The organism is Bradyrhizobium sp. CCBAU 11357, assembly GCF_028128865.1.
Lineage (GTDB): Bacteria > Pseudomonadota > Alphaproteobacteria > Rhizobiales > Xanthobacteraceae > Bradyrhizobium.
The window spans coordinates 187,934-204,471 of sequence record NZ_LBJW01000105.1 but is presented as its reverse complement, the minus strand read 5'-3'; the positions used below and the strand labels follow the sequence as shown (position 1 = coordinate 204,471).

The 16,538-nt window shown below is 66.3% G+C and carries 15 protein-coding genes; 7 read left to right on the top strand and 8 right to left on the bottom strand.

Annotation, left to right across the window (positions count from 1 at the left end; genetic code table 11):
- Nucleotides 1–95 precede the first annotated feature (95 nt).
- Nucleotides 96–1,445, bottom strand: coding sequence for an 8-oxoguanine deaminase (locus XI05_RS23905; protein WP_271506315.1), 1,350 nt, complete (start codon nt 1,443–1,445; stop codon nt 96–98).
- A gap of 147 nt (nt 1,446–1,592) precedes the next feature.
- Here XI05_RS23905 and XI05_RS23900 point away from each other — a divergent pair, with 147 nt between their 5' ends.
- Together XI05_RS23900 and XI05_RS23895 are read left to right on the top strand one after the other, a co-directional pair.
- Complete coding sequence (locus XI05_RS23900; protein WP_271506313.1) at nt 1,593–2,420, top strand: FAD binding domain-containing protein; 828 nt, start codon at nt 1,593–1,595, stop codon at nt 2,418–2,420.
- Nucleotides 2,417–5,143, top strand: a complete 2,727-nt coding sequence (locus tag XI05_RS23895; RefSeq protein WP_271506310.1) for a molybdopterin-dependent oxidoreductase — start codon at nt 2,417–2,419, stop codon at nt 5,141–5,143. Before XI05_RS23900 ends, XI05_RS23895 begins: the two co-directional genes overlap by 4 nt.
- Here the strand turns inward: XI05_RS23895 and uraD are convergent.
- The 7 genes from uraD to XI05_RS23860 all read right to left on the bottom strand — a co-directional run bounded on the left by uraD (nt 5,140) and on the right by XI05_RS23860 (nt 12,010).
- Nucleotides 5,140–6,027: a 2-oxo-4-hydroxy-4-carboxy-5-ureidoimidazoline decarboxylase gene (gene uraD / locus XI05_RS23890; RefSeq protein WP_271506423.1), complete on the bottom strand. Its 888-nt coding sequence runs from the start codon at nt 6,025–6,027 to the stop codon at nt 5,140–5,142. The genes XI05_RS23895 and uraD overlap by 4 nt on opposite strands.
- A gap of 4 nt (nt 6,028–6,031) precedes the next feature.
- Nucleotides 6,032–6,967: an allantoinase PuuE gene (gene puuE / locus XI05_RS23885; protein ID WP_260380135.1), complete on the bottom strand. Its 936-nt coding sequence runs from the start codon at nt 6,965–6,967 to the stop codon at nt 6,032–6,034.
- Nucleotides 6,968–7,381: a DUF3830 family protein gene (locus XI05_RS23880; RefSeq protein WP_036045261.1), complete on the bottom strand. Its 414-nt coding sequence runs from the start codon at nt 7,379–7,381 to the stop codon at nt 6,968–6,970. It abuts the gene before it with no gap.
- A gap of 89 nt (nt 7,382–7,470) precedes the next feature.
- Nucleotides 7,471–7,746, bottom strand: coding sequence for a hypothetical protein (locus XI05_RS23875; RefSeq protein WP_271506308.1), 276 nt, complete (start codon nt 7,744–7,746; stop codon nt 7,471–7,473).
- 1,178 nt (nt 7,747–8,924) lie between these two features.
- Complete coding sequence (locus tag XI05_RS23870) at nt 8,925–9,320, bottom strand: hypothetical protein (RefSeq protein ID WP_271506306.1); 396 nt, start codon at nt 9,318–9,320, stop codon at nt 8,925–8,927.
- Nucleotides 9,321–9,555: 235 nt separating this feature from the next.
- The gene (locus XI05_RS23865) at nt 9,556–11,343 is read right to left on the bottom strand and encodes a chloride channel protein (RefSeq protein ID WP_271506304.1); all 1,788 of its coding nucleotides are present in this window, start codon (nt 11,341–11,343) and stop codon (nt 9,556–9,558) included.
- Nucleotides 11,344–11,356: 13 nt separating this feature from the next.
- Nucleotides 11,357–12,010: an L-fuculose-phosphate aldolase gene (locus XI05_RS23860; protein ID WP_271506300.1), complete on the bottom strand. Its 654-nt coding sequence runs from the start codon at nt 12,008–12,010 to the stop codon at nt 11,357–11,359.
- 545 nt (nt 12,011–12,555) lie between these two features.
- Between XI05_RS23860 and XI05_RS23855 the strand changes: the two genes are divergently transcribed.
- From XI05_RS23855 to XI05_RS23835, 5 genes are all read left to right on the top strand, one after another.
- Nucleotides 12,556–12,762: a hypothetical protein gene (locus XI05_RS23855; protein ID WP_024342523.1), complete on the top strand. Its 207-nt coding sequence runs from the start codon at nt 12,556–12,558 to the stop codon at nt 12,760–12,762.
- Between the two features lie 98 nt (nt 12,763–12,860).
- Nucleotides 12,861–13,427 carry a YciE/YciF ferroxidase family protein gene (locus XI05_RS23850; protein WP_271506298.1) on the top strand — a complete coding sequence of 189 codons (567 nt, stop codon included), beginning with the start codon at nt 12,861–12,863 and terminating at the stop codon, nt 13,425–13,427.
- A gap of 155 nt (nt 13,428–13,582) precedes the next feature.
- Nucleotides 13,583–13,966, top strand: coding sequence for an Hsp20/alpha crystallin family protein (locus XI05_RS23845; protein ID WP_024342525.1), 384 nt, complete (start codon nt 13,583–13,585; stop codon nt 13,964–13,966).
- Nucleotides 13,967–13,974: 8 nt separating this feature from the next.
- Entirely contained in the window at nt 13,975–16,353 is a 2,379-nt protein-coding gene (lon, locus tag XI05_RS23840; protein WP_271506296.1) for an endopeptidase La, read from the top strand.
- Between the two features lie 5 nt (nt 16,354–16,358).
- On the top strand, nt 16,359–16,514 hold the full coding sequence (locus XI05_RS23835; RefSeq protein ID WP_271506293.1) for a hypothetical protein: 156 nt from the start codon (nt 16,359–16,361) through the stop codon (nt 16,512–16,514).
- Nucleotides 16,515–16,538 lie beyond the last annotated feature (24 nt).

The window sequence follows — 16,538 nt, the reverse complement described above, 5'->3', positions numbered from 1 at the left end:
TGGCTAAATCACCTGCTCCTCCCGGAGGAGGTTCGGAGGGGGTGGCCAGAAGCACCCGGCACTTGTGGCTGCCCCCTCTTTTTATTTTGCCCCGACTATCCCGCCTGCATCGCGCGCGCCGCGGAACTGTGGCGACGGACGAGGTCGGCGACATCGAGGCCCGGGATCGCACCGTCGATCACCGCCCATTTTCCAGCCACCATCACCCGGTCGGCGCGATGCGCCCCGCATAGCACGAGCGCGGCCAGTGGATCGCCGTGGCCGGAGAAGCGCAGCTCGTCGAGCTTGAACAGCGCGAGATCAGCGGCCTTGCCGACGGCGATGTCGCCGAGTTCCGGCCGGCCGACGCACGCCGCCGAGCCCTTGGTGGCCCAGCGCAGCGCATCCTTGTGGCTGACCTTCGTCACGCCATAGCGCGCCCGCTGCAGCAGGAAGGCGGCCCGGACCTCCTGCATCAGGTTGGACCCGTCGTTGGAGGCCGAGCCGTCGACACCAATGCCGATCCCGACGCCGGCTTCTTCCATGTCGCACACCGGGCAACAGCCGGACGCGAGCAGCTGGTTGCTGCACGCACAATGGCTGACGGTCGTGCCGGCCTTGCCGAGCCGTCTCATCTCGTCCGGATTGAAGAAGATTCCGTGGGCGAGCCAGGTGCGCGCGTTGAGCCAGCCGCATTGCTCGAGATAGTCGAGCGGGCGGCAGCCATACATCTGCTGGCAGAATCTGTTCTCATCCTCGGTCTCGGCGAGATGGGTGTGCAGGCGCACGTCGAGCTTGTCGGCTAGATCTGCCGTGGCGCGCATCAGCGACGTCGTCACCGAGAACGGCGAGCATGGCGCGAGCGCGATCTGCACCATCGCGTCCGCGCCGCGCTGGTGATGCTTGGCGACGACGCGGGCGCTGTCGGCGAGAATGGTGTCCTCGTCTTGCACGACGCTGTCCGGCGGCAGGCCGCCGTCGCGCTGCGACAGGTTCATCGAGCCGCGCGTGAGCAGCACGCGCACGCCGAGGCGCTTCGCCACCGCCACCTCGATATCGACGGATTCCTCGAGCCCCGCCGGGAAGACGTAGTGGTGGTCCGTCGTGGTGGTGCAGCCGGAGAGCAAAAGCTCGGACATCGCCACGGTGACGCCGAGCTCGAGCGCTTCCGGCGTCAGCCTCGCCCACACCGGATAGAGCGCCTGGAGCCAGGGGAACAGCTCGCGGTCCATCGCCGCCGGCAGCGCCCGCGTCAGCGTCTGGTAGAAATGATGATGCGTGTTGATCAAGCCCGGCAGCACGACGTGCTCGCCCGCATCGAACACTGCGACATCCGTACTTGCCGGCACACCGCCCGCCGGCACGAGCTCGACGATCCGGCCGTCCTTCACGACAATCCCGCGCTCGGCCCCGTCGGCGAGGATGGCCAGGGGATCCCTGATCCAGGTCGGACTTGCCTCACTCATGATCCTGCTTCTCCTCACACAAGCTGACAGCGGAGCCGCAAGGCGGAGGACGACTTGCGTCCTTGCTGCGACTTGCTGTTGCCACTTGGCTCCCGTCTTGCAACACTTCTCTCGGACCATTCACCCTTGGGACGCGTTGGCACAGCCATGGACTTGAATACCATCACAGCCGTCGCCCATCCGCAAACGCGCGCGCAGCTGCCCGTTTGGACGGCAGGTGATGCTTGGCTCGCAGGCGGCACCTGGCTGTTCTCGGAGCCGCAAACGCATCTGACACGACTGATCGATCTCACCGATCTGAAATGGCCGGCGCTGACGATCACCGAGAGCCACCTCTCGATCGCCGCCACCTGCACCATCGCAGAGCTCGATGGACTCGCCTGCCCGTCCGATTGGCTCGCAGCGCCGCTGATCAACCAATGCTGCCGGGCCTTCCTTGCCTCGTTCAAGATCTGGAAGACCGCGACCGTCGGCGGCAATCTCTGCATGTCGCTGCCGGCGGGACCGATGATCTCGCTGACGTCGGCACTCGACGGCGTCTGCACCATCTGGAAAGCCGGCGGCGGTGAACGGAGGCTTCCCGTCGCCGAATTCGTCACCGGCAACCAATGCAATCGCCTGATGCCAGGCGACCTCCTCCGGCAGATCGACGTCCCGATCGCCGCCTTGAGGCGCCGCACCGCTTTCCGCCAGATCTCGCTGGCGCCGGTCGGCCGCTCGGCGGCGCTCTTGATCGGCAGCCTCGAAGCCGACGACACGCTGACGCTCACAGTCACCGCGTCGACGGTGCGGCCGATCCAGTTACGCTTCCGCAAAGCCCTGGACCCGAGCGCGCTGCGCGCCGCGCTCATGCAAGAGATTACAGATGATCTGTACCACACGGACATCCATGGCACGCCACTTTGGCGCAAGCACATGACGCTGCGCCTTGCCGAGGAAATTCGCGGCGAGCTCTTGGGAGCGACACCCGCATGAGCCTTGAGGTCAACGGCAAGGCATTTTCCCAGGAGCCGCGCGTCGGCCAGTGCCTGCGCACGTTCCTGCGGGAGCTCGGCCATTTCGGCGTGAAGAAGGGCTGCGATGCCGGCGACTGCGGCGCCTGCACCGTGCTGCTCGACGGCGAGCCCGTGCACAGCTGCCTGATCCCGGCGTTCCGGGCCGAGGGCCGCACCGTGACCACGATCGAAGGCCTTGGCGGCGATCACGGCAAGCATCCGATGCAGCAGGCCTTCCTCGATGCGCAGGGCTTCCAATGCGGCTTCTGCACCGCCGGCATGATCCTGACCTGCGCCTCGCTGAACCAGGCGCAGCGCACCGACCTCGGCGCGGCACTGAAGGGCAACATCTGCCGCTGCACCGGCTATCGCTCGATCGAGGATGCGATCATCGGCAAGACCAATGTCGAGGCGAGCGTCGAGGCCGGTGCCGCCTTCGGCCGCAGCCTGCCGGCCCCCGCAGGCCCCGACGTGGTCCGCGGCGCGGCACGCTACACCTTCGACACCGCAATCGATGGCCTGCTCCACATCAAGCTGCTGCGATCGCCGCACGCCCACGCCAGGATCATCGCGATCGACAAGTCGGACGCTCTGGGCATCCCCGGCGTGCACGCCGTGCTGACGCATGAGGATGCGCCGTCCGTCCTGATGTCGACGGCGCGGCACGAGAAGGACTGGATGGACCCGGAGGATACCCGCGTCCTCGACGACGTCGTCCGGTTCATCGGCCAGAAGGTTGCCGCCGTCATCGCCGAGACCGAAGCAGGCGCCGAGGCGGCGTGCCGCAGGCTGAAAGTCAGTTACGAGATTCTGCCGGCGCTGATCGATCCCGAGCAGGCGATGGCACCGGGCGCGCCGGTCGTTCATCCCGGCCGCACCAGCGCGAACCGCGTTGCCGATGCCGAGCGCAACCTGGTCGCGGAGACGCATGGCGAGTTCGGCGACGTCGCATCGGCGCTTGCGACATCTGCCGCTACCTATGAGGCCACTTTCCACAGTCACCGTGTGCAGCACGCTGCGCTCGAGACCCATGGCGGCCTCGCCTGGCTCGATGATTCCGGCGTGCTCAATGTCCGCACCTCGACGCAGGTGCCGTTCCTGACCCGGCGTGCGCTGTCGGACATCTTCCAGCTCCCCATAGACAAGGTCCGCGTGTTCTGCGAACGCGTCGGCGGCGGGTTCGGCGGCAAGCAGGAGATGTTCGTCGAGGACATCCTGGCGCTCGCCGCGCTGAGGACGGGGCGGCCGGTCAAGCTGGAGCTGACACGCGAGGAGCAGTTCATCGCGACCTCGACGCGGCATCCGATGCGGATCCACGTCAAAGCCGGCGCCGATAGCGACGGCAAGCTCACCGCGCTCCAGCTCGACGTGCTCTCCAACACCGGCGCCTACGGCAATCACGCCGGCCCCGTGATGTTTCACGCGCTGGCCGAGTCCATCGCCGTCTACAATTGCCCGAACAAGCGGGTCGACGGCGTCGCCGTCTACACCAACACCGTGCCGGCCGGGGCGTTTCGCGGCTATGGCCTGCCGCAGGCGCTGATCGCCGTGGAAGCGGCGATCGACGAGCTGGCGAGGCAACTCGGCATCAGCCCCTACCAGATGCGCCGGCGCAATATCGTGAGGGCCGGCGATCCCATGCTGTCGCCGCCGCCGTCCGAATTTCACGACGTGCTCTACGGCTCCTATGGGCTCGACCAGTGCCTCGATCTCGTCGAGCGCGCGATGCAGGCCGATGGCCCGCAGCCGGAGCTGTCGCCGGATTGGCTGATCGGCGATGGCATCGCGCTGACCATGATCGACACCGTGCCGCCGGCCGGACACTTCGCCGATGCTGCGATCGCGCTCAACGACGACGGCGGCTTCGATCTCACCGTCGGCACGGCCGAGTTCGGCAACGGCACCAGCACCGTGCATCGCCAGATCGCGGCGACCACGCTGGCGACGACCGTCGAGAGAATCCATCTGCGCCAGTCCGACACCGCCCATGGCGGCCACGACACCGGCGCGTATGGCAGCGCCGGCACCTTCGTTGCGGGCAAGGCGACGCATGCGGCTGCCGTGCAGCTCGCGAGCGAGCTGAAGGCGGCAGCCGCCGGCGCCTGGCTGTGCGATGTGGAGACTTGCGCGCTCGATGCGGACGCTGTCGTCAGCGGCGTCCGCCGCATGCCTTTTACGGAGCTGGCGAAGCTCGCCCGCGAGCGCGGCCGGCCGTTCGCAGGCAGCGGTACGTCCGGCGGCACGCCGCGATCGGTGGGGTTCAACGTGCAGGGCTTTCGCGTCGCGGTGAACAGGGGCACCGGCGAGCTCCGGATTCTCAGGAGCGTGCACGCCGCGGACGCGGGCGTGGTCGCCAATCCCATGCAGTGCCGCGGTCAGGTCGAAGGCGGCGTGGCGCAGGCGCTCGGCGCTGCGCTCTACGAGGAGATGGTGATCGACGCGAACGGCCGCGTCATCAATCCGAAATTCCGCGACTACCACCTGCCCTCATTCGCCGACGTGCCGCGCACGGAAGTGTTCTTCGCCGACACGTCCGACACGATCGGACCACTCGGCGCGAAATCGATGAGCGAGAGCCCGTACAATCCGGTCGCCGCCGCGCTCGGCAACGCGATCGCGGATGCCACCGGCATTCGCTTTACTGCACCGCCCTTCAAGCCGGACCGGCTGTTTCCGGCGCTGCTCGACAAGTTTGGGGGCTAGCTGCCGCGATAGGTCGAGTAGCTCCAGGGCGTGACCAGCAGCGGCACGTGGTAATGGCTTTCCGGCTCGCTGATCGCAAAGCGCAGCGGGATCTCGTCGAGGAACGGCGGGTCGGACAGCGGCACGTTGCGCGCGGCATAATATTTGGCAACGCGGAATCTGAGCTCGTAGCGACCGATCGGCAGCGGACGGCCGCCGATCAGCGGCCCGTCGGTGCGGCCGTCGGCATTGGTCACCGTGCGCGCGATGACGCGGTTCTCGCCAAGGCTCGCGAGCTCCACCAGCTCAATCGGAATGCCCGGCGCGGGCTTGCCGATCTGGTTGTCCAGCACATGGGTCGAGAGCCGGCCGTGCACCTTCAGACTGTCGTCGGCGACGACGAGCTGGTCGAGCCGCAGCGCGGAGATGCGGCCGATCTCCTCGATCGCACGCCTTGTCTCGGTCTTGGCGATGTTGAGCAGCCGGGCCTCGAAGTCGCGCAGCACGGAATCCTTGGTGTGACGGCGCACGCAGACGATATAGGGGAAGCCGAACTTGTCGCGATAGGCATTGTTGGCCCGCTCGAACGCGGAATATTCGGCATCCGACAGCCGGTCGAGCCCGGCGCTGTTCTGCTCGTCGGTCGATTCCGCGGTGAGGCCGGCGGCGCGCTGGGTCTTGTTGGCAAGATCGGGATGCGCCCGGATCAGTGCCAGCTGCACGTCGGGCTCGGCACTCTGGATCGCCGTCATCAGCGCGGCGTGCAGCTCGTTGATGCCGGCGAACGGCCGCTTTGCCGCGAGCTGCTCGGCGATCCACGGCGAATATTCGACGACGTTGGCGAGCACCGCGACGAAGTCGGCCGTGCTTGCAGTGTTGAGATCGGCGAGCGAAATCTGCGACATCATCTCACCCGATCTCGAATGCGTCGGCGGCAAGGTGGGCGTGCTTGTCGTGCCAGTGCTGCGCGATCTGCAGCCGTGTCGGCACCCAGACGCGCTCGTGCTTGCCGATATAGTCGAGAAAGCGGATCAGGCCCGCTGCGCGGCCGGGCCGGCCGGCGAGGCGGCAATGCAGGCCGACCGACATCATCTTCGGCGCGGTCTCACCTTCCGCGTAGAGCACGTCGAAGGCGTCCTTCAGATAGGTGAAGAACTGCTCGCCCTCGGCAAAGCCCTGCGGGTTGATGAACCGCATGTCGTTGGCATCGAGCGTATAGGGAATGATGAGCTGCTTGCCGCCCGTGCCCTTGACCCAATAGGGCAAATCGTCGGCGTAGGAGTCGCAGAGATAGAGGAAGCCGCCCTCCTCCATCAGCAGACGGTTGGTGTTGATCGAGGAGCGCCCGGTGTACCAGCCGAGCGGACGCGAGCCCGTCGCCTCGGTATGGACGCGGATGGACTCGGCGATCTCGGCGCGTTCCTGCGCCTCGGTCATGTCCTTGTGCTCGATCCATTTCAGGCTGTGGCTGGCGATGTCCCAGCCCGCCTCCTTCATCGCCGCGACGATTTCCGGATTGCGCTTCAGTGCAGTGGCGACGCCGAACACCGTGGTCGGCCACTTCCGCTCGTTGAACATCCGCCACAGCCGCCAGAAGCCGGCGCGCGAGCCATATTCGAACATGGATTCGATGTTGGCATGGCGCTGACCGGGCCAGGGCTGCGCGCCGAGCACGTCGGACAGGAAGGCTTCCGAGGCGCGATCGCCGTGCAGGATGTTGTTCTCGCCGCCCTCTTCGAAATTGACGACGAACTGCACCGCGACCCGCGCGTCACCGGGCCATTGCGGATGCGGCGGGTTGCGGCCGTAACCGCGGAGATCGCGCGGGTAGCGGGGCTCAGTCACTCAGACTTCCTCGAAGCGGATCGGCAGCGCGCCCTTCCACAGCACGCTCTTGCCCAGCGTCGCCAGATTCTCCAGGCCCGAGGTCAGCGTGATGAAATGATTGCCGGCGAGCTGGCCCATCTTGCTCGCGAAATGCACGCCGCCATAGGCCAGCAGGATCTCGGTCTCGCTGATGCCGCCGGGATAGAGGATGATCTGGCCGGGCGCCGGATAGCTGGTGTGGTTCTCGTAGCCGACGCCGAAGTCGAGGTCGCCGAGCGGCATCCACACGCCCTCGCCGCTCCAGCGCACATGGATGATGTGGCTTTCGAACGGCAGCGCCTTGCGGAAGGCGGCGACGGTTTTGGGCGCCGCTTGCTCCTCGAAACGGGCATCGAAGGTGAAATCGCCGGCGCGGATAACGAGTTTGCTCATCTCATCTCTCTGGATCGGGGGCGATGCGCCCCGCGGGAACTTTCAGCAAAAAGCACTCCATCGGGCTTCGCGCAAGGGGCGAAGCCACATCACCTGCGGTCGTAGGACCAGCCGAATATGCCGCTCCGCCTGACCTCCGGCTCCGGCTCGGCCGCGGCCGGCGCCTCCTTCAGTTCCGCCTGCGGCGGCGGTGCGGGCGGCGCCGGCAGGTTCTCGCATTTCATGGAATAGACCAGCTTGCCGTCCGCGGTCCGCCCGATCGGTGCGCAGGGGTCGGGACGCGCCGCCGCGCTCTTCGGCGTGGGCTTGATCTGCGCCGCCGCCGGCGCGGCGACCAAGAGAAGGATCAGCAGATATTTCGACATCGTTGTCGCCTGGAAGCTCAATGGCCCATTGAACCGGATTGCGCAGGCCAAGTCCATACGCGAGGCGGCGATCGTGCTCACGAACGTGTCCCGGACAAGCTGCAACGCTTTGAGCGTGGCAGCGCAGAGCCGGGACCCGGAGCGATACGGCACCATGCCGCGAGTGGGCCCCGGCTCTGCAGCGCATCGTCGAAGGGACGCTGCCATAGCGCGTCGAAGACGCGCGTAAACGCGCTGATGGCGTCCGGGGCACGAGAGCGAAGTGTGGTGCGCACACTCTCCTCCTCGTCATTGCGAGCGCAGCGAAGCAATCCAGAGTCTTTCCACGGAGGGATTCTGGATTGCTTCGCTGCGCTCGCAATGACGGAGTATGAGGCAACTGCATTGCTCTTTCGGCTCGCATCTTGCTTGCAGACACGCCTTCGCGTCCTCGCGGCTTATTCGCCCGAGCCTTGCTTGATTGCTCGACCCTCTTGAGCCAAGAGAGCGCAGGGAAGACCGGGTGCCGACTGGCACCCGCGGTCCGCTGCGCGAAAAGCACACGCAGAAAGAACCGCACAGCAGCATACAGGTGTAGCCAAGCACTCGGCCTTCCCTGCGCGATGGTCGGACGGCTTATGCCGCGCTCTCCCGGGAGCCGAATTCCTTCTGGCCTCCCTCACCTTCGCGAAAGTCGCTAACACGACGCCGGTTGACGCCAATGTCACATTCGCCAAGGCTTGACCGTAGCAACGACGGCCAGGACCACACGGTTTTGCCGTACGCACGGCCCGCCATTTCGCCGCAGTTTTCCCTGACACCGTCGACAGCGCCGGAAACTTACAGACGAGACGAACCTAGCAGCGCCGTTCGTCCGCGCGCGGCCGCGAGCTCACCGGGGACTACCCTCCCTGCCCGCACCTCTCGCGCCCGACGCTGCCGCGTCCACCGCAAGCCCCGACTCGCGAACATGACGGCATCACGATCGCCCCTCAAGGATGAGCCGGGATGGACGACACATACGACAAATCCGAATTTCGGTAAAGCGGAATGTTTTCACGCGGATGGGTTGACAACCCGGCGACACACCCCGGTCCGGTAGCCCGGATGGCTACACCGCGAGTAACAAGAAGGGCGGCGCAAAGCACCGCCCTTTTGCAAAGATCCGGAAGACAAACGACCGCGCGATACGGCCGATATCAATAGCCCGGGTCGTAATAATAGGGACTGCCCCCGTAATAGCCCTGACCGCCGTAATAGCCTGGGCCGCCATAGTAACGTCGCGGGCCATAATAATAGTTGTTCTCATAGTAGTCGCGGCGCCGCTGCTCGGCGATCACTCCGCCGATGATCCCCGCTGCCGCGCCCATGAAGGCGAGACCTGCGGCGTTCGGTCCGCGCCGATAGTAGCGGCGGCGAGCTGCGCTAAAGTCCGTGACGTCGGAGGAGCCCTGACCTGCGTTTGCGGGAGCGGCCTGGGCCGGCCGGGGGGCTGCTGCGGCCGAGGGCGACACCGAGGCCGCGAACAGCGCCAGGCCTGCGCACGCAGCCAGGACGGTGTTGCGGTAGGATGCGGAAATCATGAGTCTGCTCATTGTGATCTTCCTCTGTTTCGCCCAAGCACATCTATGCAAACCCGCTCTAACGCGTAAACCACTGAATTGGTTTCATGATCGCGGCGATCTGCCACGCTTTGAACGATTGTAAACCGAACGATCAGAACCAGATTGAACCATCCAACCTGAGCGAATCATGAACAGCCGCGCCGTTTTCGGTCCCGGAAGCGTTCCAGCCTGGGTCGTCGCAACTCCGCCCGGTCGATAAGCCCGCCTAAGACAGCGCCCCCAGCACGCCCCTCGTCGCCTTGTCGATCTCCTCGACATAGCGGCGGCGGGCGAAGTTCTCGGTGAGGAAGCCGACCACCTTGCGGCTGTCGGTGGAATCGACCACCGCCAGCATCTCCGCCTCGGCTTCGTCGAACACCGCCATCGCCGACTTCACGTTCATTTCGGGGATCAGCACGATGTCGATCAGGCGGGCGAGCTCGATCACCTGGATGTCGTCGGCGATGGTGTCGAGGTCGCTGGAGAACAGATCGGGCAGCAGGACGAGGCCGATATATTCGTCGGCATTGTTGACGATGACGATTCCCGGCCGCGAGCCGAGCGCGAACTCGCGGCGCGCGGCGGCGATCGTCGTGGTCGACGGCACCTTGCCGACGTCCGAGCGCATCAGGCGCTCGACCGTGAGGTTGCGCAGCCAGCCGACGTCGTTGGCGCTGCGAATGGTCTCGCCGCGCAGATGCAAGCGCCAAGTCGAGAAGGAATGGCCGAACATGAAGCGGACGCAGATCGAGGTGACGATGCAGCCCGCCAGCACCACGGCGGTGACGTCGACATTGCGGGTCATCTCGAGCACCAGGAACGACATCGTGAGCGGGCCGCCGACGATGGCGACGCCGAGCGTCGCCATGCCGGTCAGCATCGCCACCAGCGGGTCGATCACGAAATGCGGACTGATCAGTTCCAACAGCTCGGCAAAGAACTTTCCGATCAGGCTGCCGACGAACAGCGAAGCGAAAAACAGGCCGCCGCGAAACCCCGAGGCGAGCGAGATCAGGCAGGCCGTCACCTTCAAGGCGATGATCAGCGCGATCAGGCCGATGGTCATGTCGTGGAAGAGATCGAGCACCATGGCGCCATGGCCGGCCGCGAGAACCTGCGGCGTGATGATCGCGAACCCGCCGACGATGAGGCCGCCGATCACGGGACGCAGCCAGACCGGCATCCAGGCGAACAGCCGCTCGAACACCGGCGAGGAGCGCATCACGGCGATGCCGACGCCGCTGGTGATGAGGGCGAGCCCGATCAAGGCGAGGTACTGCTCGACGCCGACGGCGCTGACCTTGGGTATCTCCAGCGAATAGGGCGCGCCGCCGAGCCATTGCGCGGTCAGGGCGCCCGCCAGCGAGGCCGCCAGGATCGGCGCAGCGCTGCCGACCGAATAGACGCCGACGATCAGCTCGCAGGCATAGAAGGCGCCGGTGATCGGCGCGCCGAACGCCGCCGCGATCGCCGCGGCCGCCCCGCAACCGACCATCAGGCGCAGATCGTTGCGGCGAAGGTTGAAGAACTTGCCGAGCAGCGAGGCGATCCCCGAGCCGATCTGGGTGTAGCCGGCCTCGAGGCCGACCGAGGCGCCGCAGCCGTTAGAGATCAGGGTCTGGCTCGACACCACCACGCTGTCGCGCATCGACAGATCGCCGCCGCGCAGCGCGTTGGCCTCGATCGGGTCGACCGCGTTCGAGATCTTCATGCGCCGCCGCGACCATTCCATGATGCCGAGCGCGAGCCCCCCGAGCGCGGGTGCGATCAACGCTGCCCAGGGGCTGACGCTCGCGTTGGCCGACAGGCGGACGTCGACGGGAATGCCGTAGATCACGACATGCGCGATCTGGGCGATGTGGGCCATCAGCGTCACGACGGCACCCGCGAGCGTGCCGATCACGAGCGCGAGCGGGATCAAATAGAACTCGTTGCTGCGCAACAGCGCACGCAGCCGAACCATGGTGCGGTTCGTCTTCTTGCGATCGACGAGATGCCTGATCCGCACCAACATCGTCTGGCCCGCCCTACCCTTCCGACAGACCGTAACCGGCCATGCGCTGGCGGACCCGTTCGATCTCCTCGCTGGGGAGTAACGGCGGTTGTCCGAGCTGCAGGCAGCCGTGATATTGCCGCGCCAGCGTCTCGACCTCGACCGCCAGCCACATCGCCTTGTCCAAGGACTTGCCGATCGCGATCATGCCGTGATGATCGAGCAGGCAGGCGAGCCGGCCCTCCAGCGCCCGCACCGCATGCTCGGACAGCTCCGCCGTTCCGAACGTCGCGTAGGGCGCGCAGCGGATGCTGTCGCCGCCTGCCGCCGCGATCATGTAATGCACCGGCGGGATCTCCATGCCCATGATCGCCAGGATGGTGCAATAGGTCGGGTGGGCGTGCACCACGGCGTTGACGTCGGGCCGCGACTTCAGGATGTCGCGATGGAAGCGCCATTCGCTCGACGGCTTCTGGCCGGGCGCGTGCGAGCCGTCCATGGCCATGAAGACGATCTGGTCCGGACTCATGGCCTCATAGGGCACGCTGGTCGGCGTGACCAGGAGCCCGTCCGCATGCCGGACGCTGATATTGCCCGATGTGCCCTGGTTGATGCCGAGCGCGTTCATGCGCCGGCAGGCCTCGATAATGGCCTGTCTCTTGGCGAGCTCGTCTGCTGTCAGCGACATGTCGCTTTCCTGTCGAAGGGCTTGTTGGACCGGAAGTACGTCAAAGAAACGTGACAGTGCAAGCGAAAGCGTCCCGGATCCTGCCGCCAAGCGGGAACGGGAGTTCGACAAGTTAACAGATTGTCGCAGCTCCAGGGCAGGCTGGTCCGGACCGCCGCGACCCCGTTGCGGTGCGCCCGAGCAAGCGCGCGATCAGGCTAGCTGAGAGAAAGCACAGCCTGCTGCAGAGCACGTCGAAGACGACATCCAGCATCTGAAATCGATGCCCAAGCGCTGCATGTCGGCCCACCTTCAGCTCGAATATTTTCGCGGCTTGCGCAAGTTCGGCCGCTCGCCGCGAGAAGCGATCGGCGACGTGACCAAATGGCTGCGGAGCACGACCGAAGCCGGAAACTTCACCGCCGGGGCGGCGAGCCGAAGGCGCCCGCGGTGCGGCAACGGCTCACCGACCTGGTCTGACGCCGCGGGCCGCGGCCGCATGGAACGAGGTTTCGGCCGCCGACTTAGCTCAGCGTGACAGCAATGGACAATTGTGGAGACCAATCATGAGCGACAGCGGAGTTAGCATGCTCTTGGGTCACGCCTCGGCCCAGATGCTTTGGCTCTGGTTCATCGGCGCGTTCGTGCTCGGCGGGGTCCTCGTCTACGGGGTGATGAAGGCCGGCCATCTGCGCCGCAGCGAGCGCGCACGCCTCGACCGCGCGACGGAAGAGCGCCAGCGCCAGGAAGACCCCTACAAGCGCCCGACCTGAGCGCGGTTGCAGTTTGGAACTTTCGTTCTCGGACGGCTTTGATCGGCCGAGGATCGAGGAAGGCGAGGCCTTCCCGTGTCGCCTCATGAGGAGGACGTATGGCAAAACGAGCGAAGAAACGCACGACAAAGAAGACCGCGGCGCGCCGGCCGCGTCAGGCGCCGAAGATGCTCAGCGACCTGTTTCTGGAGACGCTGAAGGACATCTATTTCGCCGAGAACAAGATCATCAAGACCCTGCCCAAGATGGCCAAGGCCGCGAATTCCAAGGAGCTTGCGGCCGCCTTCAACAAGCATTTGCGCGAGACCCAGGGCCAGGTCAAACGGCTCGACCAGATCTTCAAGATGCTGGGCAAGCCGGCACGCGGCAAGCCCTGCGAAGCCATCAACGGCATTGCCGACGAGGGCGCCGAGATCATGAAGGAGTTCAAGGGCGCGCCGGCGCTCGATGCCGGACTGCTCGCGGCAGCGCAGTCGGTCGAGCACTACGAGATCTCCCGCTACGGCACGCTGTGCACCTGGGCCGAGGAGCTCGGCATGCAGGACGCAGCAAGGCTGCTCCAGGAGACGCTGGACGAGGAAGAGGCGACCGATCGGACGCTGACCGAGCTCGCCACCTCCGTGATCAACCTCGAAGCGGAAGAAGAGTACCGCGCAGCGGCCTGACCGCGCGCCCTGCCAATGAACGGAACGTCGCGGCCGCATGCCGCGGCGTTCGCTTGCCTTGATCGCACTGCGGCGCATGGCACGTGCGCGCCACCGCACTGGATTTCCTTGGAACCAGCCCCATATGCAGGCTTTCCCAGCCCCGAGCCCGCATCATGCAACCCAAAAATCCCCTCGACTGGATGCTGTCCGAAGCCCTGGACTCGCTGACCCGCGCCGATCGGCTGCGCCAGCAGTTCGGCCGCCAGGAAGCCTGCTGGGAACCGCCGATCGACGTGCTCGAAACCGAGCGTGAGCTCCTGATCCTTGTCGCACTTCCCGGCGTCAATCCGGACAATGTCGAGACCGTCATCCATGACGGCGTTCTCGTCATCTCGGGTCAGCGCACGCTCCCGCCGGAGCTTCGCAACGCCCGCATCCATCGGCTCGAGCTGCCGCAGGGCCGCTTCGAGCGCCGCATCGCGCTTCCTCTCGGCCGCTACGCCATCAGCCGCTTCGTGATGGACGGCTGCGTCGCACTGCGCCTCGCGAAATCCTGAGGTCGATCATGGCCACCGAACAGATGAACAACGAACAGACCAATAACGACGTGAAGATCCCCGACGACGCGCTGATCATCGTCCCCGTGCGCGAGATGGTGCTGTTTCCCGGGGCCATCGCGCCGATCACGATCGGCCGGGCGAAGTCGATTGCCGCCGCGCAGCAGGCGCTGCGCGAGCAGCGGCCGATCGGCATCGTCCTGCAGCGCGGCCCCGAGACCAACGACCCCGGGCCGGACGACCTCTATAGGGTCGCGACCATCGCCAACATCGTGCGCTACATCACCGCGCCCGACGGCACCCACCACATCGTCTGCCAGGGCGTGCAGCGCGCGCGCATCCTCGACTTCCTGCCGGGGACGCCGTTCCCCGCCGCGCGCTTCCAGCAGATCCCCGAGCCGACCACGACCTCGCCCGAGATCGAGGCCCGCGCGCTGAACCTGCAGCGCCAGGCCATCGAGGCGATCGAGCTGCTGCCGCAGGCGCCGCCCGAGCTCGCCGCGATGTTCCAGGGCACCACCGCGCCCGGCGCGCTGGCGGACCTGGCGACCTCGTTCATGGACATCAAGCCGCAGGACAAGCAGGAGGTGCTGGAGACCATCGACCTCGCGCTCCGCATCGACAAGGTGTCGAAGCACCTGGCCGAGCGGCTGGAGGTGCTGCGCATTTCCAACGAGATCGGCCAGCAGACCAAGGCCTCCTTCGACGAGCGGCAGCGCGAGGCGATCCTGCGCGAGCAGATGGCGACCATCCAGCGCCAGCTCGGCGAAGGCGACGGCAAGGCCGCCGAGGTCACCGAGCTGACGGCTGCGATCGCCAAGGCCAACATGCCGCCGGAGGCGGAGGCGCATGCCAAGAAGGAGCTGCGCCGCTACGAGCGCATGCCGGAGGCTGCAGGCGAAGCCGGCATGGTCCGCACTTACCTCGACTGGCTGATCGAGCTGCCCTGGGCGCTGCCCGCGGAGAAGCCGATCGACATCAAGCAGGCGCGAGCCATCCTGGATGCCGACCATTTCGGCCTGGAAAAGATCAAGAGCCGGATCATCGAATATCTGGCGGTCCGCAAGCTCGCCCCGCAGGGCAAGGCCCCGATCCTCTGCTTCGTCGGCCCGCCCGGCGTCGGCAAGACCTCGCTCGGCCAGTCCATCGCGCGCGCGATGGATCGCCCGTTCGTGCGCGTCAGCTTGGGCGGCGTGCATGACGAGGCCGAGATCCGCGGTCACCGCCGCACCTATATCGGTGCGCTGCCCGGCAACATCATCCAGGGCATCAAGAAGGCGGGTGCGCGCAACTGTGTCATGATGCTTGACGAGATCGACAAGATGGGCCGCGGCGTCCAGGGCGATCCTTCCGCCGCCATGCTGGAGGTGCTCGACCCCGAGCAGAACGGGACGTTCCGGGACAACTATCTGGGCGTGCCCTTCGACCTGTCGCGCGTGGTGTTCATCGCGACCGCCAACATGCTGGACCAGATCCCGGGTCCGCTGCTGGACCGCATGGAGCTGATCAGCCTCGCCGGCTATACCGAGGACGAGAAGCTGGAGATCGCGCGGCGCTATCTGGTGCGGCGGCAGCTCGAGGCCAATGGCCTCTCGGCCGAGCAGGCCGAGATCGAGCCGGAGGCCTTGAAGCTGATCGTCAAGGGCTACACCCGCGAGGCCGGCGTGCGTAACCTCGAGCGCGAGATCGGCAAGGTGTTCCGCCATGCCGCGGTGCAGGTCGCCGAAGGCACGGCCACGAAGGTCGTGGTGACGGCGAACGACATCGCCACCGTGCTCGGCCAGCCGCGCTTCGAGGGCGAGATCGCACTGCGCACCAGCGTTCCGGGCGTTGCCACTGGCCTCGCCTGGACGCCGGTCGGCGGTGACATCCTGTTCATCGAGGCCACGCGCGTGCCCGGCAAGGGCGGGCTGATTCTGACCGGCCAGCTCGGCGACGTCATGCGCGAGAGCGTGCAGGCTGCGCTGACGCTGGTGAAGAGCCGGGCCTCCCAGCTCGGCATCGATCCGCAGGCGTTCGAGAAGAGCGACATCCACGTTCACGTCCCCGCGGGCGCAACCCCGAAGGACGGACCGAGCGCGGGCGTTGCGATGTTCACGGCGCTGACGTCCCTGCTCACCAACCGGACGGTGCGGAGCGATACCGCGATGACCGGCGAGATCTCGCTGCGCGGCCTGGTGCTGCCGGTCGGCGGCATCAAGGAGAAGGTGGTGGCGGCGGCGGCTGCCGGCCTGAAGCGGGTGATGCTGCCGGCGCGCAACAAGCGGGATTACGACGACATCCCGAAGAGCGCGCGGGACAACCTCGAATTCATCTGGCTGGAGCACGTCGACGAAGCCATCGCCGCGGCGCTCGAGCCGGCTGAAGCCAAAGAAGCGGCGGAGTGAAGGCGATGAAGAAACTGCTGAAAAGAGCGAAGCGATCGCGGAAGACGCAGCGGCTGCGCCAATTGCTCGATCGGGCGATCGACCGGATTCGCGATACGCTCGCAGGACCCGAGCCGCGGCTTCAGCCGGTCCCGGTGCGGGTGAAGCGCCGCAAGGGTTGAGCCCTCCGTCTCAGGCCCTCGCGG